This is a genomic window from Nonlabens sp. MB-3u-79, from assembly GCF_002831625.1.
Taxonomy (GTDB): domain Bacteria; phylum Bacteroidota; class Bacteroidia; order Flavobacteriales; family Flavobacteriaceae; genus Nonlabens.
Genome location: NZ_CP025116.1, coordinates 1332661 through 1357499 on the forward strand (window position 1 = coordinate 1332661; position 24839 = coordinate 1357499).

Consider the following 24839-nt stretch of genomic DNA (forward strand, 5'->3'; position numbering starts at 1 on the left):
TTTACAAAAGGATTACTTCTTTAAATTTTTTAAAGGGTCCCCTTCAATAGAAGTATAACTAATCTTAAGTGCCATAGCTTCCCTCAACTCTTGTTTGACATCTGTTAAGATTCCAACCTGGGCATTTTGATCTACTTTTAGAGAAACGGTCATGGAATCTTTATCATCCTCATCCATTCCATTCCTTTTAGTGTTGACAAATGTCTGTACATCACTGACAGGAGAAATTTTATCTCCTAGTTGAATCACCTCAGAAATACCGAATTGCTTTATAAAATTAGGATTAGGTTTACCTATGTAAATAGTAACTATCTTCTTTTTTTCAGCAAGCTTTTCTACCTGATTTGCTTTTGGAAGCTTATTCTCAATTTGAAGTTCATCGTCTCTCATTACGGTTGCTACCATGAAAAAGAACAATAACATAAATACAATATCTGGAAGAGAGGCTGTATTTACAGCTGGTAATGCACCACTCTTTTTTTTCTTAAACTTAGACATAATTATTCTCTATTTTGAGGTTCAGCTTCAGATAGGTTTCTTGGAAACAAATCTCTTACTTTTTCCATTTTGTCTTGCAGCTCTAGGAATTCCGGACTTTCTTTTTCGTCTGCTGGCCAACCGTCCGACCTATTGGACATAGACTGATAGGTTTCATTATAAAGACGTTTTGCTTCTCGATCTCTGAGGATCGCATAAGCTCTTACGAGTTCATTAGTAACCGCTAAGTACATTTTATATGACGCTTGTCTGTCGTTTACTAAAGATACAATTGCTTTCTTGGGATTATCAGAAGAATCTGGATCTCTCTTGCCCCTACAATAGGTACAGGCATTTCTTGGTTCAGTTGCTCCTCCGTTATCTAAAAAAGCTACAGTAGCTTCCGTTAGTTTACCGATTTCCATATCCTTATCCTCTACAAGGAGACGGTTCTCAGCATTCACAATCACCTGGAAAATATTCTTTTCCTTCACTGGGGGCGGTGGCGTGTTCTCAGGAAGTGGTGGCGGTAGTTTACTAGCAATACCGCTATCTACTTCAATCGTGGTGGTAACCAGGAAGAAGATCAATAGTAGGAATGCGATGTCTGCCATCGATCCCGCGTTTACTTCTGGTGCAGATCTCCTAGCCATAATTTATCTTTTTAATTGTTTGCTTACTCCAGCCCATACAACTGTTCCTATGGCTACTATTCCAAGTATGTAGAACATGTATAAAGAAGCTCCTATCCAACGCGAGGTTCCTGCTGTAAGTAATTCTCCATCTTCTAGTTCAATTACCCTGCCATTTATATCGATAACGCTGTCATCAGCTAAGGCGTAATAAGAAATTAAAGCTACAACAACCAAAAGTCCTACAGATATCCCTGCCTTTTTAAGAGCTGCGGGATTAGTAAATAAACCTTTTAGTACAAAGAAAAGTACGATGAGTACCGTAAGTCCAAGCGTAACATACGCTAGAATTATCAGGGGCGATACGGTAACAGCCTGGCTGCCACCTGTATTTAGTTCTATGGCTTCATCACCTAATGCTAGCGTATAGAAAAAGAATGCCATCGCTATAAGGCTCAAAAGAAGAACTAGGTATTTTAATGCTTTATGTAAAACCATGATTTGTTTTTGTTATGGTTAATTACTTACCGTTCTTGTAATCTACAAGAATGTCGATAAGAGTGATAGATGCGTCTTCCATATCATTTACGATACTATCGATTTTAGAAACAATGTAGTTATAAAAAATCTGAAGGATAATCGCTACGATAAGACCAAATACGGTTGTAAGTAGTGCTACTTTAATACCTCCAGCTACAAGAGATGGTTCCATTGTACCAGCCTCTTCAATACTGTTAAAGGATCCAATCATACCTATTACAGTACCCATAAATCCAAGCATTGGAGCAAGAGCGATAAATAAAGATACCCAAGATACATTCTTCTCTAATTGGCCCATTTGAACTCCACCATAAGCAACAACCGCTTTTTCAGCAGCTTCAATGCTTTCGTCAGCTCTGTCAAGTCCTTGATAATAGATAGATGCAACAGGTCCTTTAGTGTTACGGCATATATCTTTAGCAGCTTCTACACCACCACTTTTAAGAGCTTGTTCTACATCTGCAGCAAGTTTCTTAGAATTTGTTGTAGAAAGATTCAAGTAGATAATCCTTTCAATGGCAATAGCAAGTCCTAATATAAGACACACTAATACGATTGCCATAAATCCAGGACCTCCATCAATAAAGTTTTTCTTTAATACTTGGTGGAAAGTTTCTGTCGTTTTTGTTTCAGTAGCATCTTGTACTAATGCTGAAGCTGAAGCTACACCAGTAACACCTAATGTCATGGCTGCCGTGAATAAAGTTGAAAGGGATCGTTTCATTTGACTTATTTAATTAATTTAAATTTTCAGATTATTGGGGGTAAATATATAATTTATCGAGCGAAAATAACATAACATTTCTTAATGTATCCATAAAAATTTAAGGAAAGAGGTTATATAGTTCCTATTTAACAGGTTTAATTATAAAGAAAACTATGGGGATTCAGCAGCTTAGGGCTTTTCACTCGCTTGTATTATCTAATTGTTAACAATAAAAAGAATCCCCTAAAATAAAAAGAGCTCTATTTATTTAATAAAAAAGAGCTCCTTAAAGTACCTCAGGCCGGAATCGAACCGGCACGCCGTGAAGCATTGGATTTTGAATCCAACGTGTCTACCAATTCCACCACTGAGGCATTTTGTAATTGGGAAGGCAAAAGTAATAAATAAAAATACTTTCTAAGAACAAATTGCCTGTTATTTAGAATGTCTTCTCTAAAATTATAAGTACATTTGCACGCTTAAAATCAAGACTTAAAAGATTTTAATATGAATTACGCTTTACAACAAGATGCTAAATTATTCGGCTGTCGCCAGAGTATGGACCTTGCTTCTGCTATTGCAGACAAGTATGGGGCCTCCTTAGGCAAGGTGAATTTTTCAACCTTTAGTGATGGAGAGTTTCAACCCTCTTTTGAGGAATCTATAAGAGGTTGTCGTATTTTTATTATTGGATCCACACAACCCAATAGTGATAACATCATGGAAATGCTTTTGATGATGGATGCTGCAAAGCGTGCTAGTGCAAGACATATTACAGCGGTGATTCCTTACTTTGGTTGGGCGAGACAAGATCGTAAAGACAAACCTCGTGTGCCTATAGGAGCAAAAATGATCGCTAAGATTCTAGAATCTGCTGGAGCGACTCGTATTATTACGATGGATTTACACGCAGACCAGATTCAAGGATTTTTTGAAAAGCCAGTAGACCATCTTTTTGCCAGTTCTTTATTTATACCTTACTTAAGGAGTCTTAATTTAACTGACCTTACTATAGCTTCTCCAGACATGGGTGGTTCTAAGCGTGCTTATGCCTATGCTAAGACCTTAGAAAGTGATGTAGTGGTCTGTTACAAGCAACGTCAGAAAGCAAATGTGATTTCCCATATGGAACTCATAGGTGATGTGACAGGAAAAAATGTAGTCTTAGTGGATGACATGGTAGATACTGCCGGTACACTTACTAAAGCTGCAGACGTGATGATGGAAAGAGGAGCAAAAAGTGTAAGAGCTATTTGTACACATGCGATCCTTTCAGGGAAAGCTTATGAGCGTATCAATAACTCTCAATTATTAGAATTAATCGTTACAGATTCGATCCCATTGAAACAAGAAAGCCCTAAAATTAGAGTGCTATCTTGTGCATCGTTATTTGCAGGAGTAATGCAAAACGTGCAAAATAATGAATCGATCAGTGACAACTTTATAATGTAATTTCATTAACTAAATATATATAACATGAAATCAATCACGATCTCAGGATCAAAAAGAGAAAGCGTGGGCAAAAAGTCAACTAAAGCCCTACGTAATGCTGGATTGGTACCTTGCGTAATTTACGGAGGAGACGAGCCTATACACTTTTCAGCAGAAGAGAAAGCATTTAAAAAATTGGTTTACACTCCAGACGCGCATACGGTTGTTCTCGATCTAGGTAAAGATGGTAAATACAATACAATTGCTCAAGACATGCAATGGCACCCAGTAAGAGAACTTCTTTTACATGCAGATTTCTACCAAATCTTTGATGATAAGATGGTAACTATGGAAGTGCCTGTAATTCTTGAAGGAGTTTCAAAAGGTGTTCTTAATGGGGGTGTTTTACGTCGTAACAATCGTAAATTAAAAGTAAAAGCATTACCAGCTAACTTGCCAGACTCTATCACTATAGATATTACTTCTTTGAAAATAGGAAATAAGAGATATGTACGTGATTTAAGAGTGGATGAGTATGAAATCATGCACCCAGACTCTGTCGTAGTAGTGATGATCAAAACTTCTCGTACAGCTGTCGCTGAAGATGAAGACGGTGAAGTTGAAGCAGCAGATGTTCCTTCTTCTCAAGATGAGGAAGCAACTGAATAAATACTTTTTATTTTATATAGAAGCTGCAAGATTTATTTCTTGCAGCTTTTTTTATTTTTACACCCTACCATGTTGAATTGGCTTAAAAAAATATTTGTTGGTGAATCTACCATCACGACTATTCTAAATGAAGAAGATCCCATGAAAAAATTCATGATTATAGGTCTGGGAAATCCAGGTGCAAAATATGTGCAAACCAGACATAATATAGGTTTTAAAATACTGGATGAAATCGCTAGTTTAAAGGAAGCTGCTTTTGAAACTCTAAAGTTAGGAGACGTCGCAAGTATTACTCATAAAGGTAAAAGCGTCCTCTTACTAAAACCTAATACATACATGAACTTGAGCGGTAAAGCGATTAAGTTTTATATGAAACAAGAAAATATAGACATAGAAAATATTCTTGTCGTTACAGATGATTTGAACCTGCCCTTTGGTGCCCTGCGCATGAAGGCCAAAGGAACGGACGGAGGTCATAACGGTCTAAAAGACACGCAAGTCACTTTAAATACTCCTAAATATCCTCGATTGCGTTTTGGAATTTCTGATGAATTTTCAAAGGGGAGTCAGGTAGATTATGTTCTAGGAGAATGGAATAAGAACGAACAGAAAGATTTGCCAGAGCGCTTGAGTACTGCTGCTGACATGGCACTCTCTTTTACACATGCAGGACTTGCTAACACGATGAACCAGTATAATGGGAAGTAGTTATTAGAGGGGAAATAGCTGGATGATATTACCGCTTTCGCGAAAGCGAGACAAAAACAAAGCAACACACGAATATTACAATCATTAAAAGGCTCTTAAAAGTCTCCAAATGTGAGGAGATTATTATAATTTGCATGCTTTCAAAGAATATCCTGAATTGAACACTTATACTAATATTGATCAATATAAAGCTTCCAAAGGCGCTGTGGTAACCATAGGTACCTTTGACGGAGTACATCAAGGACATCAAAAAATTCTAGAGCGAGTAGTAAAGAGAGCTCATAAGGATTCTTTGACGAGTGCTTTACTTACTTTTTTTCCGCATCCTAGAATGGTTTTACAACCAGATCAAGATCTTAAATTGATCAATTCTATCGATGAGCGTGTCGCACTTGTGGCAAGCCAAGGGATAGAAAATATCGTGATTCATCCTTTTTCAAAAGAATTTTCTAGAACTACTGCCATAGACTACGTGAAAGAAATTCTAGTGGATCGCTTACAGGCCAAAGTAGTGGTGATAGGTTATGATCACAGATTTGGAATCAATAGATCTGCAAGTATTAAAGAATTAAAAGAATATGCGGTCGAGTTTGATTTTGAAGTCATCGAGATTTCAAAAAAAGAAGTAGAAGAAGTAGCGGTAAGCAGCACCAAGATAAGGAATACACTGGAAAACGGTTCTATTGAAATCACTAACAAATACTTGAATCGCGATTTTAGTATTCACGGAGTTATTATTTCTGGGAAGAAAATAGGGCGTACGATAGGCTATCCTACAGCAAATTTATCGGTCAAAGAATCGTATAAAATTATACCTGCACCAGGAGTATACATCACAAGCTCCATCATCAATGGCCAGCCTGTTTACGGAATGACTAACATAGGCATTAACCCTACTGTTTCTAGCGATGCGGCACAGACTATAGAGACCTATTATTTAGACTTTAAAGAAGATCTTTATGGCAAAGAGATGGAACTCTTCTTTCATAAACGATTGAGAAGTGAAGAGAAATTTCACCATCTTTCAGATCTAGTGGCAGCCATGCAGCTGGACGAGAAAAATACCAGGCTTTATGTACAGCAAATGGGATAGATGGCTTTTTACACAAGTAGATAACACCGCCTTGGTTCTTTTTAGAATGCTGTTCGGGTTGCTCCTTGCTTGTGAGGCTTTTGGCTCTATTGCATTAGGTGCTGTGAACACACTTTTTATAGAACCTGATTTTACCTTTACTTTTATAGGATTTGAATTCCTTGAACCACTTCCAGGAAACTGGATGTATGTGTTGTATGTCCTGATGGGAATTGCAGGTTTATTAGTCATGGTCGGTTATAAATACCGTATGGCTCTATTGTTCTATGCCATCAGTTGGGCCTATGTTTATTTAATGCAAAAGAGCAGTTACAACAACCATTGTTATTTATTAATGCTGCTCAACTTTCTAATGCTATTGTTTCCGGCAAATCGATCTGCTTCTCTGGATGCGCTATGGAACCCGTCTTTCAGAAAAGAGCACATGTCCAGATGGATCTATGTCCTCATCATTACATTTTTAGGAATCATATATGCGTATGCTAGTGTGGCAAAATTTTATCCAGACTGGCTGGATGGGAGTTTTCCTAAATATTTAATGAGCACTAGAGGTCGGGATTTTGATATCCTGCAACAGGATTGGGTGCATCAAGCCATACTGTATTTCGGATTGTTTTTTGATCTTTTGATTGTGCCATTATTACTTTGGAAAAAAACACGGTGGCTAGCTGTTATTGCTTCTGTATTCTTTCATGTTTTTAATAGTGTGGTTTTTCAAATTGGCATTTTTCCTTACCTCGCTTTGTCCTTTTTGCTCTTTTTCTTTTCTACAGAGGTTTTGCATAAAAGATTCCTTTGGAAGAAATCTTATTATGTTGCTGCTGAAGTTCTCGTCCCTAAAACAAAGAAGCTTATTGTATTTTCTGGAACTATATTTCTTTTGGCGATGCTACTGCTCCCCTTACGTCATTGGATCATAGAAGATGATGTGCTTTGGACTGAAGAAGGTCATCGATTGAGCTGGCGCATGATGCTGCGCAGCAGAGTTGGATTAGGGACGTTTTATATCGTGGAAAAAGATACCGGTAAGAAAACAGCTGTTCAGTTAGAGGATTATTTGAGTCTTAAACAGCAGCGGTCTGTGCAATCAAAGCCTGATTTTATTTGGCAATTTGCTCAGGAATTGGAAGAAATATACGCTGAAGAAGGTAAAGAAATTGAGGTTTATGCAGACTTAAAAGTATCCATAAACGGAAGAATTAGAAAACAATTTACAGACCCTACAGTAGATCTTACACAGGAAGAGTGGAGTCATTTTAAACACCATAAATGGATCTTAGCTTCTTCTCTTTATAAAGAAAATAAGCGGCTAAAAAACTAAGCCATACTTAAGAGTAGTTATGTTACCGATAATCCCTAATTTTACTTCTTATATTTTAAATCAGATCACATGCTTCAAATAGCAGAAATACGTGAAAATAAAGAGGCTTTTGCAAAGGCTTTACAAAAGAGAAACATGGATGCGCTTCCTTTATTGGAAAGCGCCATCGCTGTAGATGAAAATCGCCGTAACCTTCAAGCGCAACTGGATGAGACGCTTTCAAAAAGCAACAAGCTGTCTAAAGAGATTGGAGAGTTATTCAAGTCTGGAAAAGCCGCTCAAGCAAATGAGCTCAAAGCCCAAACAATTGATCTAAAAGAATCTTCAAAACAGTTGGGGGAACAATTGAATGCAGTTGTAGAAGAATTACAGACTATTTTATATACGATTCCCAATATACCTCAAGACAGCGTTCCTGCCGGTAATAGTGATGAAGATAATGAGGTGGTTTCTCAACATGGAGAGATACCCGTATTGCACGAAGGTGCAAAGCCACACTGGGAACTAGTGAAGGATTACGATATCATAGATTTTGAACTCGGTAATAAAATTACTGGAGCAGGATTCCCTGTATACAAAAATAAAGGAGCGAGATTGCAACGAGCGTTGATCAATTATTTCCTAGATAAAAATACTGCTGCTGGTTATGACGAGATGCAAGTACCTCTATTAGTCAACGAAGCTAGTGGTTATGGCACAGGTCAATTGCCAGATAAAGAGGGGCAAATGTACCACGTAGGTATAGATGACCTGTATTTGATCCCAACAGCTGAAGTACCTATTACCAATTTATATCGTGGCAGTTTATTAGAGATGAAAGACTTTCCTGTTGCTATGACGGGTTATACCCCATGTTTCCGTCGTGAGGCTGGAAGTTATGGAAGTGACGTAAGAGGATTGAACCGCTTGCACCAGTTTGATAAAGTAGAAATCTTACGTATAGAGCATCCAGATCAAAGTGATGCTGCACTAGATGCTATGGTGGTGCATGTAAAAGGAATTCTTGAAGAATTAGAATTGCCTTATCGTATTTTGAGACTTTGTGGGGGCGATTTAGGATTTACTTCTACCTTGACTTATGACTTTGAAGTCTACAGTACCGCTCAAGAAAAATGGTTAGAAGTAAGTAGTGTTTCTAACTTTAAGACCTTTCAAGCAAATCGTTTGAAATTGCGTTACAGAACCGGAGATAAAGGAACAGAACTAGCCCATACTTTAAATGGCAGCTCCTTAGCCTTACCCCGTATTCTTGCAAGTATTCTTGAGAATTTCCAAGTCCATAATGCCATTCATATCCCTAAAGTATTGATCCCTTATTGTGGTTTTGATGCTATAGATTAACTTTTATACCTTATGCGTACTCTTTTTCTAGTTGTTGCGGTGCTTTCTTGTTCCATGGGCTTTGCTCAGGATTCTAAGCTTGCCGAAAACTATATGGATCAAGGGGAATATACCAAAGCTTTAAAAATCTATCAAAAAATATATGAACTCAACAAGCGCAATCCAAGGAGCGTGTTTGCGTTGGTGGAAGTTTATCAGCAATTAGAACGTTATGAAAGTGTAGATTCATTAATTGATCTAGTTCAGAAAACAACAACTCGCGATGAGGTATTTTCCATTGAAAGAGGTTACAATGCCACCTTGCAAGGAAAAGATAGCCTGGCTAACAAGTACTATCAAAAAGCTATAAAAGCGATAGATTCCTTACCGCAACTCACCTATGGAATAGCTTATAGATTTGAACAGCGCAATGAACTGGACAGGGCTATTGCCGCCTATGAAAAAGGAATGGCGCTCAATGACAAGCTCAATTACAATTACCAGCTGTCAAGATTATACGGCGAGAAAGGTGATTTAGAAAAGATGTTTGATACCAACATCAAAATGATAGAGCAAGATGCGGTTTATCGTTCCCGTGCTCAAGCACTTTTTTCTCAATATGTAACCGATGATGCAGAGAATGAAGGAAATAAGATCTTAAGGAAAGTGTTGTTATTACGCTTACGTGAAAATCCAGACCCTATATACAATCAGCTGTTATCATGGCTTTTTGTGCAGCAAAAGGATTTTAAAAAAGCCTTTATTCAGGAAAGGGCAATCTATATGCGTGATCAAACCAATATGTACAATATTCAAGATCTGGTAGAAACAGCTATTGATGAGAAGGACCTGGAAGCAGCAGCAGAGATACTGGACTATATGATTGAAGAAACACAATCTATAAGTGTGAAGTATACGGCGCAAAGTCTTAAGATTAAATTAAGGGCGGCTGCGGCAACCGCTGAAGCATATGAACAGATCAAACAAGATTATGAAAGTCTCTTAACCTATTACGGTAGAGATAAAGAGACGTTTAGACTGCAGCTGGATTACGCTAACTTTTTAGCCTTTAAAACAAATCAACCTCAAGAGGCAAGTGATTTACTTGTCGCCTTAGAGAAAACAAGTCTGAGTACATTTCAAAAAGCAGATGTAAAAATGTTACTGGCTGATATTCTTGTGTTGCAGGAGCAGTTCCATAGAGCGCTGATTTATTACAGCCAGATTCAGAATGATTTGCCCAATGATTTGCGTTCTCAGGAGTCCCAATTTAAAGTGGCGCGTACCAGCTATTTTCAAGGCGATTTTCCTTGGAGCCTTACTCAGTTAAAGGTGTTGCGCAGCGCTGCCAGCAAGCTCATTGCAAACGACGCTATGCAGTTAAGCCTCACTATTGCAGACCACTCTATAGAAGACACTACTTTTGTTGCGTTGAAAGCTTTCGCGAAAGCGGAATTAAAACAATATCAGAACAAAACAGCTGAAGCCATCACTTTATACGATCAATTACTGCTAGATCACAAAGGAGATCCTATCGAAGATGAGGCCTTACTCAATCAAGCTCAGCTCTATGAAGTAGAGGGAAGCTTTGAAAAAGCTAGAGATAACTATCAGGTGATCATCGATAATTATGGAGATGGAATCCTTGCAGATGATGCCTATTACCGACTGGGGCTGTTGTATCAAGAACAGCTCGCAGCTCCTCAAAAAGCCAAAGAGCTTTTTGAAAAAATAATATTTAACCATGCCGATAGTATTCATTTTGTAGATGCGCGGAGGCGCTATCGCAGGTTGCGTGGTGATGAAAATGAAAAGGCTTTTTAAAGCCTATTAAAATCAATTTAATTATGATTATATATAATGTGACTTGTAATATGGATGCTTCATTGGAGTCCGAATGGATCCCGTGGATAAGAGAGCATATTGCTAAAGTATTAGGGACTGGCTTGTTTATGGATGCGAGACTCACAAGAGTTCTTGTAGAAGATAAGGATGGCTCCAGTACTTTCTCTATTCAGTACAAAGCGATAGATAAAGAGGCGCTTCAAAAATATTACGACGATTACGCTCCTGCATTAAGGAAAGAAGGTCTTACTAAATTTGGAGAGCGAGTGCTGTCTTTTAGAACAGAGCTGGAATTGATTGATGAGTATAATGTGAAACGAAATTAGAAGGCAGTCGTTAGCTTTAATTAATAACCCATATACCAATAACTAAACAACTTGGCAAAATACAAACCTAAATATACTTCACAAGACAAAGGTGTTACTGCAAAGAAACACCTAGGGCAGCACTTTTTAAAAGATGATACCGTAGCCGTACGCATAGCAGACTGCTTGAGTTACAAAGGCTATGATCAGGTTCTGGAAATAGGCCCAGGAACAGGTGTGCTTACCAAGCACGTGATTAGAAAAGAAATTAAAGTTACTGCTCTAGAATTAGATCGAGAATCGGTAGCTTATTTGAAGCAAACCTTTCCCGTAGAACACTCTAAAATTGTCAACGATAAGACGTTTGAAGTCGTAGAAGCAGACTTCCTTAAAAAAGATTTGAGAGATATTTATGGAGAAGGCTCTTTTGCCATCATAGGGAACTTTCCATATAACATCAGTACACAAATTGTTTTTAAGACCATTGAGAACAGAGATCAGATTCCAGAATTTGGTGGGATGTTTCAAAAAGAAGTGGCTAAGCGTATATGCGCTTCTCACGGTTCTAAAACATATGGTATACTATCTGTCTTAGCTCAGGCCTACTACCACGCTGAATACCTTTTTACTGTAGGCCCCGAAGTGTTTAACCCCCCGCCTAGAGTCGATAGTGGCGTATTGCGTTTAATTCGAAAGGTGGACTATAATGATTTGCCTTGTTCTTATGCAAAATTACGTGAGGTGGTTAAACTAGCTTTTCAACAGCGTCGTAAGACCTTGAGGAATTCGTTAAAAACAATGAATTTACCTGATGAAATGAGAGAAAAAGAGATCTTTAATCTCAGACCAGAACAGATCAGCGTGCAGATGTTTGTGGATTTGGTGCAAGAGATTGAGGCTATTGAGGATTGATTTTTACGGGCTAACAAACTCTCTTAGAAAGTAACATGCCCAGTAGTTCTCTTGATATTTGTCGCTGCTATCAAAAAAGTGATATGCCGCTCTCTTCCTCGCAGTTGAGAAACAAGCCATTTTTCTGTAAATACGAGTGTCGAGAACAGATCTAGACCAAGTCACCTCAAATTGTTGGCAGGTCAAATCTTAAAAGTTTGCTCTTTAAAATCAACTTGATAGAAACAATTAGAATACAACTGCATTAAAAACCAAAATATCAATATAAATAACTACAATACTTCTCTTGTGTGTATGGACTTAGTTTTGTTTAACTTTGTAAAAATAATAAAGGAAAATATCATGGCATTAGAAATAACAGATGCAAACTTTGAAGAAACAGTATTAAAAAGTGATAAACCAGTATTGGTTGACTTTTGGGCAGCATGGTGTGGACCGTGTCGTATGGTAGGACCTATCATTGAGGAGGTTTCTACAGAATATGCTGATACAGCTGTAGTAGGTAAAATGGACGTTGATGCAAATCAAGAATTTGCTGCTAAATACGGCGTGCGTAACATTCCTACAGTACTAGTTTTTCAAAATGGCGAAGTAGTAGGTCGTCAGGTAGGAGTTGCTCCTAAAAACGCTTACACAGATGCTCTAGATGCTCTGTTGAAATAGTTTCAAAATATCCTATAAAAAAGCCTGTTCTACTGGAACAGGCTTTTTTATGCTCTTTTTTCAGATTTGTACGAGTTTTAATTTATTTTTTTGCTGAAAGTTGGAATTTGCTAGCCATACTTTAATAAAATACTAATACAGTGCAAATGGCTAATGTGTTATCTTGATATCAAAACAATACATCATGAGTAAGACCATAGTATTAAAGCAACGACCAAAAGGAATTCCAAAGACTAGTGATTTTGAATTTATTGAAGAGGAACAGCCGCTACCAAATGACGGGGAAGTCTTGTTGAAAACAAAATACGTTTCTGTAGATCCCTACCTAAGAGGACGCATGCGGGACGAAAAGTCCTATATAGAACCATTTCAACTAGAGAAGCCTTTAGCGTCAGCTATAGTTGCTGAGGTGATGGAAAGTAAGCATGACGATTTTAAAAAAGGAGACTTTCTAATGGGTATGTTAGATTGGAAAGAGCTTCAAGTGAATTCAGGTAAGGAATTACGCAAAGTAGATCCTCGACTGGTTCCACTTAGTGCTTATTTGGGAATTTTAGGAATGACTGGGTTGACGGCATATTTTGGTTTGAATAGAATAGGAGCACCTAAAAAAGGGGAAACACTTCTAGTTTCTGGGGCTGCTGGAGCCGTGGGCTCTGTAGTTGGACAGATTGGAAAAATTAAAGGGTTGAAAGTAATTGGGATTGCAGGCACCGATGAAAAAGTGGCTATGCTCAAAGATAAATTTGGTTTTGACTCGGCGATCAATTACAATAAAGTTACGGATATGGCGAGTGCCATTAAAGAACATGCTCCAGAAGGTATAGATGTTTATTACGATAATGTGGGAGGGAATACACTGGATGCCGCAATGAAGAATATCAATAGATTTGGTCGCGTGATCAATTGTGGTGCGATCTCCCTTTATAACGAGACAGAACAGCCTACGGGTCCAAGATTAGAAACCACCCTAATAAAACAGAGTGTCAAGATGCAAGGCTTTATAGTGAGTAATTACGAGGAAGATTTCCTTGAAGGCATACAGCAACTTTCTCAATGGTTGCTTGAAGGAAAGTTAAAGCAAGAGGAGACCGTCGTGGAAGGATTTAATCAAATACCTCAGGCATTTATAGACCTTTTTAATGGTAAAAATAAAGGTAAAATGTTAGTTAAAGTCTACTAGTTAGTGGAGGTATAAAGGATCTTATTTAGGACTTGCTTTCGCGAAAGCGAGAACAAAACAAACTCAAAAATACAAGAGAAAACAGAAAAGGCAACTCAAGGATTCCTGCTTTATTTTATTATCTTCACCCTATGGACGTACAACAAGAACTCAACAAAACCACTGGTTTTAAAAACTTACAGTTACTTGCTAGCCAAGTGGTGGAAGGTTATATAAGTGGGATGCACAAATCGCCTTTTCACGGTTTTAGTGCTGAGTTTGCGGAGCATAAGATTTATAATCAGGGAGAAAGCACGCGTCATATCGACTGGAAATTATTTGCTAAAACAGATAAGCTTTATACCAAAAGATATGAAGAGGAAACCAACCTGCGTTGTCATCTTATTATAGATAATAGTCCATCGATGCATTATCCGATTACTAAAAAGCAAGAAATAGGATCGCTTAATAAAATAGGTTTTACTGCGCTCGCAGCAGCAAGTGTGATGAACTTATTAAAGAAACAACGCGATGCCGTAGGATTGAGTATTTATGCTAATGAGTACGAGTATTACGCTCCAGAAAAAGGAAGTGAAAGGCATCACAATATGTTGTTGGACCAACTTTCTAGAATAAGCAGTAGCAAACCAAGTGGTCAAACTACAGACACTTATAAATACCTGCATGAAATAGCAGAGAACATCAAACGCAGGTCCCTTATCTTTCTTTTCACTGACATGTTCCAAAGTGATAGACATGAAGATGAACTGTTTGAAGCCTTAAGGCATTTAAAATATAAGAAACACGATGTGGTTCTTTTTCATACCTACGATAGTGCTACTGAGGTTAATTTTGAATTCTCTAATAGACCCACCCGTTATACAGATGTGGAAACAGGAGAATACATCAACCTCTATGCAGATAACGTAAGAGAAGAGTACCAGAAGGCGGTAAAGGAATATTTTGAAAAATTACGGGTGCGTTGTGGACAGAATAAGATCAAGTATATGCCGGTAGATATTCAGCAAAATTTTGATGTGGTAATGACCACTTTCCTACTAGAAAGACAGCTTTTTAAATAGGCGCTACTATATTATAGTTAAAACCTGCCTCCTGATTTTATCTTACATCAGGTTTTTATAGAATAAAAAAAGCCTATCCGAAGACAGGCTTAGTGCAACTGGTTGATTGATAAAAGTACGAGTTGCTATAAAGGAATTACTGGCTAAATCCTATTGATGTGAACGGGCATTTTTATTTGCTGCCATAAAAATGCTTGGGTCTTTTTCTTGGAATGAAATCAAGTTTTGGAACAAACAAAGATCAGCTCTTTATGAGTTTTTCTACCTGTACTCGATCATTATGTATCAATTCTACAAAATACATTCCTTGTTTTAAATCACTAATTCCATAATGGTTTTGTGATCCTTTAAAACTTTTTACCAGTTGACCAGATACATTGTAAATACGTAGGCTTTCTACTTCTTCAGATAGCCTAAAAGTGTCTGATGCTGGATTGGGAAATAACTTGATCAAAGAAGATGAAGAACGTACATCATCATTACTTAACGGGTCTTGTAATTGCTGAGTCGTATATAATTTATATTCTCCAGGTTGTAAATTCATCAAGGCCGTTGGGTTGGTAACGTTGATGGCCGAGTTATTATTAAAATAATCGAACCAAGTCCCTGTTTGTGAGAAGTTAGGATTGACATTTTGAGCAGTCACCGCAAAGTTAGCTACAACAACCGCATCAAATTGAGAGCCGTTAAGGTTAATTCTTTTTATGAGCCCACTTACATCAAGGTTGTTGGTGTTGCTATTAAAGGTGTCTGGGTACAAGGTTTTAAAATTGATCATGGTAGCCGTCACGTTGTACAAATCCATACGGTCTGCATCTGTATCATAACCTAGTGTCCATGGAATAGGTTTACGTCCTGTGCGGCCATTTAAATCAATGTCCAATTCATAACCTAGTTCTCCAAACTGCCATAACATTTTAGGTCCAGGAATGCTATACAACATCGCAGCAATGGCCTCTTGTCTATCTAAAGCCACAGGCAATGTCCTAACATTATGAGAAGAGTTGGAATTATTGCCGAATTGGAGGTTCTTATACATCAACCTTTGCTCGTCATGACTTTCTGCATAAGCAACTAAGTGTTGATTATTAAAGTTACGCGAGTTGTAATAGGACCTAAAGATGTTTGCATTACCACCGAATCCCATAGAGCTTTCATTGTACTGGTCTGTCATTTTTCCCCAGAGCATAAAACCAGCGTCTGCAAGCGCTTTTTCTTCACTATTATCGGCAAGGTGTTCCAGAATCATGTAAATATCTGTACTATTTGCATTCCATATAGTATTGCGGTAATCATTTAAGATAGCGACTCTAGAGGCATCATAGGCATTCCATGCCCCTATATTTCCTAAGGTATTGTTTTGAGTAAATCCTTTAGAAAGGTCAAATCTGAATCCGTCCACTCGGTACTCATCAATTAAAAATTGCAAGGTTTGTTTTACATAGTCACGCGTAAAGGGGCTCTCGTGATTCATGTCATAGCCTACATTAAAGTCATGACGTGCTGTAGCGTTCATGTACGGGTTATTTGTCGCTGGCCTAAAGTTAGCTTGGTCCCACCACATTTGACACAAAGGGCTTTGACTGAAAGCGTGATTGTACACAACATCAATAATAACCGCAATGCCTTTTGAGTGGCATAAATCTACCAATTCTTTAAATTTTTCTGGAGTACCGTATGCTTTGTCTACCGCTCCATGAAGTTTAGGATTATAACCCCAACTGTCGCTGCCTTCAAATTCGTTGATAGGCATTAATTGAAGGGCATTGATTCCTAAGGTTTCTAAGTAATCCATACGATCGATCACTTGCTGGTAACTGTCTTGCTCTGAAAAATCTCTTACGAGTAATTCATAGACCACTAGATTTTCCTTGTTGGGCCTTGTAAAGTTATTCACGGCCCAGTTATAAGCTGTTTTCTGATAGGTGTACAAAGTTACATCCCCAGTAGTCTCATTAGATGGATAGGTTGCTAGATTAGGGTAATTGCCTGCTGGAATAAAGGCATCGCTTCCAGGATCTAATATCAGCTGGCTGTAAGGATCGGCTATTTTGATATCAAAGTCCACAAGATATTGATACATAAACTCGGTATTTGCAGAGAATTCAATAGAAGGAACAGTTATCCAAAAGTAGTCTCCGTCTTTATTCATCTGGTAATTGGTATCCAGATTCCAGTTGGTAAAACTTCCAATCAGGGCCACATCATTTTTAAGAGGTGCAGCAAGAAGGAAAGTCACGCTTCCATCGGCATTTTCATTAACACCGTTTTTTAACCCTGTAGGGCGTGGAATACTCGGAGTAGTACCAGGAACAAATACATGGATCGTGTCACTGGAAGTATCGGTACCATTAGTGGCAGTGATGCTAATCTCATAAGAACCAGAAGAGGTAAATGTATAAGGACTACTGATGTTCATAGCGGTAGTAGAAGCTATACTAGAATTATTTATACTCAGATCTAGAGCTGTATTTTGAGAGCAGTCACCAGAAATAGTTATGTTTTGGTTTAAGCTAAATATGTCTCCATCTTGTGGAGAGGTAATTGCCGTGTTCAAACCAGGTTGAAAGACGTCGAGAAAAATATCTGGACTGGTCTGAGCAGTTGCTGTAGCATTTCTTATGACTAGGCAAATTTCAGAAACTATATCTCCTGGAGCGACATTGTAAAATTGATCTATACTTGTTCCTAGAGTAAGTTGGTACATATTACCACTTGTATTTACAAATTGGGGAGCAGTGGTATTATCGTTAAAACTGCTGTTCACAATATTTTGCCACCTATTCCCATTGATATTCAATCCGGTATAGGCATAAAGTATTCCTGTCGCGTTTTCTAACCCTGTTCCAGTGGCATCAAAAGTTAATGTTACTTGATCGGTAGGGGTGGGTGTGGATGGTGATGTGGTTACTTGAGCTTTCGCGAAAGCGAAACAAATAAAGGCCATCAAACATAAAGCAAAGTTTTTCATAGCTTGAGTTTTAAGCAAAAAAAGGGCTGCGAACAGCCCTTAAATAAAATAAATTATGGAATTATTCTTGTGGAATAAGCAAGAAACTACCGTCTAAATCATTGAAGAAGATATCGTAGGTACCCGCCTTTACGGTGATGTTTGGGTCGTTATTATTGTTACCCTGTCCAGCGTAAGCAGAGGTGTTATCGCCCCAGCTATCTGTCCAGTCGTTGTCAGCTCTGATTTTCATTTCACCAGCTATTAATACCATATCGCGTCCTACCCATTGGTGAGGGTCAAAAGTAGATTGTGTCAGGTCCGTATCTGGATCATTCCATCCATTAGGAGTTGCAGCTCCTATAATTGCCATACTCGTGTAAGCAGGAGCAGTGGCAGCAGTTGTGTTTGCAACCATACTAAAACTTGAAGAACCTTCTGAAGTATTAGTTACTCCTGTTACATCTATGTTAAAGTCATAATATCCAGCGGTAGGAGCAGAAAAGCTGTTAGGGTCATTTCCAGCACCATCATTGACACCTACAGCACCATTTCTTTCACCGTATTGTGGTTGCCACATTCCTAGGTTTGAAAGAAGTTTAAAGTCATCAGCATTGAAGTATCCTGTGTAATAATGCTTGTTCACATCATTGATATCTACATAAAGAGCAGGGTTCGTTTCTCCGTTTCCATCACCATTATTCCATCCTGGCTCTGTTGCAGCGCCTACAAAGTATAAAGGTTTGAAAGGGTAGGCTTCAAAAGGAGTAATGATCGCAGTAATTTCATTAGAAAATACTGGATTTACAGCTGTAGAGGCTGTAGTAGCTTTTACTCTTAACTTGAAATTACTAGCAGTACCTGGCTCTGCGCCTAATCCTAGGGCAGCGTCATTTAATGCATTGTAAGTAACCGCTGTATTGGTACTGTTGTTTGCCCCCAATACTGCAGGCGCACTGAAGTCTCCTGATTCAAGATCCATTTCTAGTTGGTAGTCAATTTGAACAGGAGTTTCAAAAGTTATTCTGTTCCATGAAAACCTTTCGGCAAGATCTGGACCATTTGTTTCTGTTACCTCAAAGGTATTTGTTTGGGGAGATAAAACGATTTCTCCAGAGCTGTTCGTGTCTAACGAAAACTCTTCGCTATCGGTATCATCACAAGAGATAACTGCTGCGATAGCTAAAAACGAAAGCATTAATATTGAAAACTTTTTCATTTGTATTTGATTTATAAGATTAGTAACCAGTGTTTTGTGGTTGTAGATTAGGATTTTGATTTAATTCTTGTGCCGGAATAGGTAAGACATTTCTGTAAGCAGCTGTTGTGGTACCATTTTGTACATTTCCTTTCCAAGCCCATACTTTAGAAGTAGTGAACTGTCCGAAACGCACTAAATCTTGACGTCTATGTGTTTCCCAGTGCAATTCACGGGCTCTTTCATCTAGTAGGAAGCCTAAGTCTATTTGTCCAGTAGTTAGGTTACCACTCGTGTTTCCATAAGCTCTTTCACGTATGATGTTGATATAGTCTCTAGCAGTGTTGAGGTCTCCACCAGAGCCACCTCTTAAGACAGCTTCAGCATACATTAAGTAAGCATCAGATAAACGAAAGACAGGGAAGTCAATATCTACAAAATTACCTGCTTGATCCAGGCCAGCAGATCCATCTACGTTGACGTTTTTAAATTTCTGTATGGCAAAGCCATCTTTAAATTGTCCTACGTCTGCAATTTCTTTTGTTTGATCATCGGTAAAGAACGTCTCTCTGGTATCAGCAGAGTTTTCTTCTCCTGGGAATAATTCTACAAATTCTGGTGTAGTTCTAATACCACCCCAACCACCGTTGATGCCGAATTCTGTTGGGTCCATGTTTCCACCTACTGGTGCGTGAGTTAAATAAGTAGTACCACCGTAAGTTTGTGTATTTAAACCATCAAAATTAATGGTCCAAATAAATTCGCTCTCTGCACCATTGCGATCGTTATCTGCTTGAAAACTGTAAGCATAAGGTACTGTAGGCACCGTGTACCCCGCTGAAATCACTTTATTCAACTGTGTAATGGCGTCTGTGTTTCTTTCGGTTCCTGTGTAGACTTCAGCATTCAGATAGATTTTTGATAAAAGCATCCATAGCGCCGCTTTGTCTGCTCGTCCATATTCATTCATACGAGCGGCTACCATATCATCTTCAATGGCTAGCAATTCTAATTCTATAAATTGAAATAACTCAGCGCGATTTTTTACTTCTGGTAAAACGGCTGGATCGTAGTTGACATCTCTAAAAGGCATCTTTCCAAAAAGATCCATTCCGTGGTAATAAGAATAAGCTCTTAAAAATCTAGCTTCAGCTCTATACTTTGCAACATCTGCTCTGATATCTGCTGGGATATTGTATTCATTTAGTTTTGCATCTGTACTTAGCGCTAAGAATTCATTACAAACGGCTATTTGATAATTCACTCTTGAGAACATGGCATTGATGAATTCATTACCATCTGTCCATACATGACCGTGTAGGTCTTTGATGGTACCATCATTCCAAGCGATAATCGCCTCGTCTGTAGTCAGTTCTTGCATGTTCCAGTATAACCTTAGGTAGTTGGAGAAACCACCATCGATTCCAGAAATGTCTGCATCACCATCACCACCAGCTTGTCCACCTACGGCAAGACCGGCATAAGCTTTGGCAATGATACCACGATAAGTGGCAGGATCTTGAAATAACTCTGCTTCAGTAACCCGGTTATCCCTTGGCTCTACTGTAAGTGCATCATCACACGCAGTAAAAACAAGCATCCCAAGAAACAAAAAGATAATTGATTTGTATATTTTCATAGTTTTGCTTTTTAAAATTTAAACCCTAATCCAAAGATTAGTCCTCGGTTACGAGGGAAAAGATTGTTGTCTACACCACCGAATACTTCAGGGTCCACCCCGTCGTAATCTGTAATAGTTATAAGGTTGGTTCCTGTAACAGATGCTCTTATATCTACTTTTTCACCTGGAAAATTATAACCTAAGGAGATGTTATCCAGTTTGATAAAATCGGCTTTCTGAATGTAATAGTCAGAAAATAACCTCTGTTGAGAGAAGTTGGTATCTAAAACATCTACAGGCGCATTGATATAAATTGGATTCTGTGTATTGGTTGGAAAAATACTACCGTAGTTAGCTGCGTTAGAAGCCACGTTATTGTAGTTGTATCCACCGGCTGCACCTCTAAAGGTAAAACTTAAATCTAGATTTTTATAATTGAAGTTGGAAGTGAACCCAAAATACAGATCGTGATTTGCTTTTTTATACCGAACTCGGTCGGCATCGTTGATGATATTATCACCATTGGTGTCTACAAAGACACCATCTAACGGATTTCCATCTTGATCGTATACTTGACGGAACACACTGAAGGTAGTTGGGTCAAATCCCACAGCCCATTCTTGAATCGTATTTCCTACACCACCAGAAATTCCTCCTATTGGTACAGGAGTATTATCAGCCCCAGCAAGATCAGTAATTTCTATTTCTTGTACCGTTGCATTTGCAGATAGGGTCCAATTGATGTTTTCTGACTGAATCATCTTTATAGAAATACTAGACTCTATACCTCTACTTTTAGTTTCTCCTGCGTTTATGAAACCAAAATTTTCTAATCCACCTGCTGGAAGCGGAGCGTATTGTAGAACATCAAAGGTTTCTCTATAAAAACCATCTACGCTACCAGTAATACGATCGTCAAAGAAACCTAAGTCGATACCTGCATTCCACTGATCAGTAGTTTCCCATTTAGGGTCAGTAATTCCTTCTGGACGTATGGTAGTGACAAATTGATTTCCAAATTGTACAGCCGCTTGAGGTTGTCCCGGTGTGAATACTCTGATGAACGGGAACGATGCAGCGATATTTTGCTGTCCTGTCTGACCAAAACCTCCACGGATTTTAAGTTGAGATAAGAAGCCACTGTTCTGAACAAAATTAGTATTAGTTAATTTTAAGGCTCCGCTAATACCGTAGAAGTTAGCCCATCTGTTTTCTTCAGAAAAACGAGAACTACCATTACGGGAAGCACTAGCTGATAGAATAACTAAATCCTTAATATCAAAGGAAGCTCTTGCAAAGGCAGTTATTAGAGTAGATTCATCTACAGCTAATGGATTGTCTTGTAATCCACCGTTTACAGAAGAACGACCTCCTGTTTGGCGCATGAAATCTTGGTAACTTCCACCTAATGTTAGCTCCATATCAGTATCTAGAGCCCCTAAAGTTCGCTTATAATCAAAGCGACCATCTAACAATTGGTTTCTTCTAAAGCCTTCACTAAAACTTCTGTTATTTCCACGAGCTCCAGCTCCAGAGTTAAAATCTCTAATCGAGTAACTATCAAATTCGTTGTAATCGATACCTGCATTACCAGTAAACTTCAAACCTGGAACTTGTCTGATGTTGTAAGCAGCATTAAGATTTAATCTGGCTTGTGAATTATCCAATTGGGAATCTAAGCTGTTCAATAGTCCTAATGGATTGCGAGGGGCATTAGGTTCAGGCCCTGTAGTGTTGGTGTATTCAAAATAACCTCCATAAGCGCCACTGTTATTGAAAATAGGTTGTGTTGGATCAAAAACTACAGCAGCTCCTATGGCACCAGCATCAGCATTTCTGATTTCCTCTTGGGCCATTTGAGAGGTAAAGGTGAATCTTAAATCACCTTTTAAGAAATTCTGTCTTACATTAAGTCCTAAGGTAGCTCTTTCATAACCTGATCTCAATAAAGTACCATGTTCGTTAGTGTAACCAAGTGAGGCACGTATAGAGGTAGTCTCATAACCTTTCTCTGCGGTTAAGTTATGTATGACTCTCGTACCATTTTGGTAAATTTCGTTTTGCCAGTCGGTGTTGGCAGTTCCTAATACAGAAGGATCTCTACCTTGATCTGTTATGAGTTGTCTAAACTCGTCTGCACTTAACACATCAGCATAGTTTTGAACCTGGTTGACTGCAAATTGGACATCGTATTCCAATTTAAGGTCGCTATTTAACTTTGCTTTTTTGGTGGTGATCAAAACAACACCATTAGAAGCTCTGTTACCATATATAGCTGTAGCACTCGCATCTTTAAGAATAGTGAACGACTCAATGTCTGCTGGGTTGATAGAATTAAGACTTGCATTACGTTGATCTAATGGCACCCCATCTACTACATAAAGAGCATCTGCATTTCCACTTAAAGTAGACCCAGGACGTACTCTAATGACCGGCCCGTCGCCTGGACGACCAGAAGCAGCAGTAACTTGCACACCTGCCACTTTACCAGCTAGTAGTTGGCCAGGAGATACAATGGCTCCTTTGTTAAATTCTTCTTCATCAACAGTCGTTTGCGCTGAGGTTACATTTGCCTTTTTAATACTACCATATCCTATTAGAACGATCGCATCTAACTCAGAAGGGTTTTCTTCTAAAGTAATATTGATCAAGGTCTGTCCAGTAAAAGGAATTTCCTGAGTGGTATAACCTATAAAAGAGAATACGATGACGGCATCATTCGGAACATTATTTAACTTGTATTTCCCATCAAAATCTGTTGATGTACCGTTAGATGTTCCTTTTACCGATACAGTAGCACCTAAAGCTGGTAGGCCATTAGATTCTAATACTGTTCCAGTAATTACACTTTGAGCAAATGCAAAAAACGGTAGTAAAAATAACAGTAAAACTGCTTTTGATTTTTGATTCATTTCTTTGATTTAATTAGTTGTTAGTATCATCTTCTTCTCACACGGCAGCTAAATTATGTAAAGTAAATGTTAACAAAACCTTTTTCTTATTACATTCTACGAAAACGTTTTCGGTAAATGGTAGTATTATTTTATATTACCTTCACTTTCGCGAAAGCGAAACATACAAATATTCATAACCTAAGTTATAATGGCTCAAAAGATTACGCTTAAGAAAATAGCACAAGATTTAAAAGTCTCTATATCAACCGTTTCTAAGGCATTGAGAGATTCACATGAAATAAGTGTAGAGACTCGTGACAAGATCAAAGAGTATGCAAAGGAGTTCAATTACAAGCCCAATAGTATAGCGCTGAGTCTTAAGAATCAGAAGACAAAAAAGATAGGGATCATCATTCCCGAAATAGTTCACCATTTTTTTGCGACAGTTATTTCGGGGGTGGAACGAGTAGCAAATGAAAAAGGTTATCAGGTTATTATCACCTTGTCTGGAGAGAGTTTTGATAAAGAAGTCGTCAACATGGAAATGCTAGCAAATGGGAGTATAGACGGCTTTATTATGAGTCTTTCAAAAGAAACCATGGAGAAACAAGACTTTCACCATTTAAGAGAGGTGACTAATCAAGGAATGCCTATAGTTATGTTTGATCGTGTAGCTAACGACATACCTTGCGATAAAGTGATTATTGATGATGTTGCCGCAGGTCATGAAGCGACGGAGTTCTTGTTGAGAAAAGGTAAAAACAAACTGGGAATCATCAGTACCGTAGACTATGTAAGCGTGGGCAGATTGCGCTCTCAAGGCTTTAAACAAGCATTGCAACAACGGGGTTTTGAAGTAGAAGACCGCCAATTTCTCAAAATAGAAGACATTGACAATTGTGAAAGCGATATCGAAAACTTTGTAGTCAACAACAATTTTGATGCGGTAGTAGCAGTGAACGAGTTGTTTGCAGTTATAGCGAGTAAAGCCTTGCAAAAGGCGGGTAAGAAAATACCAGAAGATGTTGCTATTGTTGCGTTTACAGATGGAATGCTTTCTAAATTTGCAAGCCCTACCTTAACCACTATAGGACAAAAAGGCGAAGAAATGGGAGGGATCGCTGCTGCAAAACTCATTGAAAAGTTGGAGTCCAAAGATCACGATAATGAAACTTACGAAACCGTTATCGTAAAAACTACCCTAATAGAGAGAGAATCTACACCATAAACTAATAATTTTACACTTCCGATTAAAGTTATATCTTTAGCGAGAAATTGGTTGGAACTTTTACTGTTTCCATCAATTTGAT

Annotated in this window: 21 protein-coding genes and 1 tRNA gene; 13 read left to right on the forward strand and 9 right to left on the reverse strand. The window is 38.3% G+C overall.

What is annotated here, in order from left to right; translation table 11 throughout:
• Positions 1-12 precede the first annotated feature (12 nt).
• From CW736_RS05880 to CW736_RS05900, 5 genes are all read right to left on the reverse strand, one after another.
• The gene (locus CW736_RS05880) at positions 13-498 is read right to left on the reverse strand and encodes an ExbD/TolR family protein (RefSeq protein WP_101013095.1); all 486 of its coding nucleotides are present in this window, start codon (positions 496-498) and stop codon (positions 13-15) included.
• A 2-nt stretch (positions 499-500) separates the two neighbouring features.
• The gene (locus CW736_RS05885; protein WP_101013096.1) at positions 501-1130 is read right to left on the reverse strand and encodes an ExbD/TolR family protein; all 630 of its coding nucleotides are present in this window, start codon (positions 1128-1130) and stop codon (positions 501-503) included.
• Positions 1131-1133: 3 nt separating this feature from the next.
• Complete coding sequence (locus tag CW736_RS05890; RefSeq protein WP_157810891.1) at positions 1134-1607, reverse strand: hypothetical protein; 474 nt, start codon at positions 1605-1607, stop codon at positions 1134-1136.
• Between the two features lie 22 nt (positions 1608-1629).
• Entirely contained in the window at positions 1630-2373 is a 744-nt protein-coding gene (locus CW736_RS05895) for a MotA/TolQ/ExbB proton channel family protein (protein ID WP_101013098.1), read from the reverse strand.
• 274 nt (positions 2374-2647) lie between these two features.
• Positions 2648-2729, reverse strand: a tRNA-Leu gene (locus CW736_RS05900).
• A 133-nt stretch (positions 2730-2862) separates the two neighbouring features.
• Between CW736_RS05900 and CW736_RS05905 the strand changes: the two genes are divergently transcribed.
• From CW736_RS05905 to CW736_RS05960, 12 genes are all read left to right on the forward strand, one after another.
• On the forward strand, positions 2863-3807 hold the full coding sequence (locus tag CW736_RS05905) for a ribose-phosphate pyrophosphokinase (protein WP_101013099.1): 945 nt from the start codon (positions 2863-2865) through the stop codon (positions 3805-3807).
• A 24-nt stretch (positions 3808-3831) separates the two neighbouring features.
• Positions 3832-4455 (forward strand): 50S ribosomal protein L25/general stress protein Ctc, encoded by a 624-nt coding sequence (locus CW736_RS05910; RefSeq protein WP_101013100.1) that lies wholly within the window; start codon positions 3832-3834, stop codon positions 4453-4455.
• A 69-nt stretch (positions 4456-4524) separates the two neighbouring features.
• Positions 4525-5163, forward strand: a complete 639-nt coding sequence (pth, locus tag CW736_RS05915) for an aminoacyl-tRNA hydrolase (protein ID WP_101013101.1) — start codon at positions 4525-4527, stop codon at positions 5161-5163.
• Positions 5164-5320: 157 nt separating this feature from the next.
• On the forward strand, positions 5321-6256 hold the full coding sequence (locus tag CW736_RS05920) for a bifunctional riboflavin kinase/FAD synthetase (protein ID WP_101013102.1): 936 nt from the start codon (positions 5321-5323) through the stop codon (positions 6254-6256).
• A complete protein-coding gene (locus CW736_RS05925; RefSeq protein ID WP_101013103.1) occupies positions 6237-7577 on the forward strand; it encodes an HTTM domain-containing protein in 1341 nt (446 codons plus the stop codon). The genes CW736_RS05920 and CW736_RS05925 overlap by 20 nt, the downstream gene beginning before the upstream one ends.
• A gap of 69 nt (positions 7578-7646) precedes the next feature.
• Complete coding sequence (gene serS / locus CW736_RS05930) at positions 7647-8918, forward strand: serine--tRNA ligase (RefSeq protein ID WP_101013104.1); 1272 nt, start codon at positions 7647-7649, stop codon at positions 8916-8918.
• 12 nt (positions 8919-8930) lie between these two features.
• Positions 8931-10721: a tetratricopeptide repeat protein gene (locus tag CW736_RS05935; protein ID WP_157810892.1), complete on the forward strand. Its 1791-nt coding sequence runs from the start codon at positions 8931-8933 to the stop codon at positions 10719-10721.
• 23 nt (positions 10722-10744) lie between these two features.
• Positions 10745-11068 (forward strand): DUF4286 family protein, encoded by a 324-nt coding sequence (locus CW736_RS05940; protein WP_101013105.1) that lies wholly within the window; start codon positions 10745-10747, stop codon positions 11066-11068.
• A 51-nt stretch (positions 11069-11119) separates the two neighbouring features.
• On the forward strand, positions 11120-11959 hold the full coding sequence (rsmA, locus tag CW736_RS05945; protein WP_101013106.1) for a 16S rRNA (adenine(1518)-N(6)/adenine(1519)-N(6))-dimethyltransferase RsmA: 840 nt from the start codon (positions 11120-11122) through the stop codon (positions 11957-11959).
• Positions 11960-12301: 342 nt separating this feature from the next.
• Positions 12302-12622, forward strand: coding sequence for a thioredoxin (trxA, locus tag CW736_RS05950; protein WP_101013107.1), 321 nt, complete (start codon positions 12302-12304; stop codon positions 12620-12622).
• Positions 12623-12806: 184 nt separating this feature from the next.
• On the forward strand, positions 12807-13805 hold the full coding sequence (locus tag CW736_RS05955; protein WP_101013108.1) for an NADP-dependent oxidoreductase: 999 nt from the start codon (positions 12807-12809) through the stop codon (positions 13803-13805).
• 131 nt (positions 13806-13936) lie between these two features.
• Positions 13937-14866, forward strand: coding sequence for a DUF58 domain-containing protein (locus CW736_RS05960; protein WP_101013109.1), 930 nt, complete (start codon positions 13937-13939; stop codon positions 14864-14866).
• 241 nt (positions 14867-15107) lie between these two features.
• On the opposite strand, the gene CW736_RS05965 is transcribed toward CW736_RS05960, so the two are convergent.
• The 4 genes from CW736_RS05965 to CW736_RS05980 all read right to left on the reverse strand — a co-directional run bounded on the left by CW736_RS05965 (position 15108) and on the right by CW736_RS05980 (position 23547).
• Positions 15108-17837, reverse strand: a complete 2730-nt coding sequence (locus tag CW736_RS05965; protein ID WP_101013110.1) for an alpha-amylase family glycosyl hydrolase — start codon at positions 17835-17837, stop codon at positions 15108-15110.
• Positions 17838-17898: 61 nt separating this feature from the next.
• Positions 17899-19035, reverse strand: coding sequence for a SusE domain-containing protein (locus CW736_RS05970; protein ID WP_101013111.1), 1137 nt, complete (start codon positions 19033-19035; stop codon positions 17899-17901).
• Between the two features lie 19 nt (positions 19036-19054).
• Complete coding sequence (locus CW736_RS05975) at positions 19055-20653, reverse strand: RagB/SusD family nutrient uptake outer membrane protein (RefSeq protein WP_101013112.1); 1599 nt, start codon at positions 20651-20653, stop codon at positions 19055-19057.
• 11 nt (positions 20654-20664) lie between these two features.
• Positions 20665-23547 carry a SusC/RagA family TonB-linked outer membrane protein gene (locus CW736_RS05980; protein WP_101013113.1) on the reverse strand — a complete coding sequence of 961 codons (2883 nt, stop codon included), beginning with the start codon at positions 23545-23547 and terminating at the stop codon, positions 20665-20667.
• Positions 23548-23737: 190 nt separating this feature from the next.
• Between CW736_RS05980 and CW736_RS05985 the strand changes: the two genes are divergently transcribed.
• The gene (locus tag CW736_RS05985) at positions 23738-24757 is read left to right on the forward strand and encodes a LacI family DNA-binding transcriptional regulator (protein ID WP_101013114.1); all 1020 of its coding nucleotides are present in this window, start codon (positions 23738-23740) and stop codon (positions 24755-24757) included.
• Positions 24758-24839: the final 82 nt, after the last annotated feature.

Coding starts and splice junctions, on each gene's coding strand:
- CW736_RS05910 (WP_101013100.1), top strand. CDS start 3,832: ATGAAATCAATCACGATCTCAGGATCAAAAAGAGAAAGCGTGGGCAAA.
- CW736_RS05970 (WP_101013111.1), bottom strand. CDS start 19,035: ATGAAAAAGTTTTCAATATTAATGCTTTCGTTTTTAGCTATCGCAGCA.
- CW736_RS05885 (WP_101013096.1), bottom strand. CDS start 1,130: ATGGCTAGGAGATCTGCACCAGAAGTAAACGCGGGATCGATGGCAGAC.
- pth (WP_101013101.1), top strand. CDS start 4,525: ATGTTGAATTGGCTTAAAAAAATATTTGTTGGTGAATCTACCATCACG.
- CW736_RS05880 (WP_101013095.1), bottom strand. CDS start 498: ATGTCTAAGTTTAAGAAAAAAAAGAGTGGTGCATTACCAGCTGTAAAT.
- CW736_RS05965 (WP_101013110.1), bottom strand. CDS start 17,837: ATGAAAAACTTTGCTTTATGTTTGATGGCCTTTATTTGTTTCGCTTTC.
- CW736_RS05960 (WP_101013109.1), top strand. CDS start 13,937: ATGGACGTACAACAAGAACTCAACAAAACCACTGGTTTTAAAAACTTA.
- CW736_RS05980 (WP_101013113.1), bottom strand. CDS start 23,547: ATGAATCAAAAATCAAAAGCAGTTTTACTGTTATTTTTACTACCGTTT.
- CW736_RS05955 (WP_101013108.1), top strand. CDS start 12,807: ATGAGTAAGACCATAGTATTAAAGCAACGACCAAAAGGAATTCCAAAG.
- serS (WP_101013104.1), top strand. CDS start 7,647: ATGCTTCAAATAGCAGAAATACGTGAAAATAAAGAGGCTTTTGCAAAG.
- CW736_RS05935 (WP_157810892.1), top strand. CDS start 8,931: ATGCGTACTCTTTTTCTAGTTGTTGCGGTGCTTTCTTGTTCCATGGGC.
- CW736_RS05895 (WP_101013098.1), bottom strand. CDS start 2,373: ATGAAACGATCCCTTTCAACTTTATTCACGGCAGCCATGACATTAGGT.
- trxA (WP_101013107.1), top strand. CDS start 12,302: ATGGCATTAGAAATAACAGATGCAAACTTTGAAGAAACAGTATTAAAA.
- CW736_RS05925 (WP_101013103.1), top strand. CDS start 6,237: ATGTACAGCAAATGGGATAGATGGCTTTTTACACAAGTAGATAACACC.
- CW736_RS05975 (WP_101013112.1), bottom strand. CDS start 20,653: ATGAAAATATACAAATCAATTATCTTTTTGTTTCTTGGGATGCTTGTT.
- CW736_RS05890 (WP_157810891.1), bottom strand. CDS start 1,607: ATGGTTTTACATAAAGCATTAAAATACCTAGTTCTTCTTTTGAGCCTT.
- CW736_RS05905 (WP_101013099.1), top strand. CDS start 2,863: ATGAATTACGCTTTACAACAAGATGCTAAATTATTCGGCTGTCGCCAG.
- CW736_RS05985 (WP_101013114.1), top strand. CDS start 23,738: ATGGCTCAAAAGATTACGCTTAAGAAAATAGCACAAGATTTAAAAGTC.
- CW736_RS05940 (WP_101013105.1), top strand. CDS start 10,745: ATGATTATATATAATGTGACTTGTAATATGGATGCTTCATTGGAGTCC.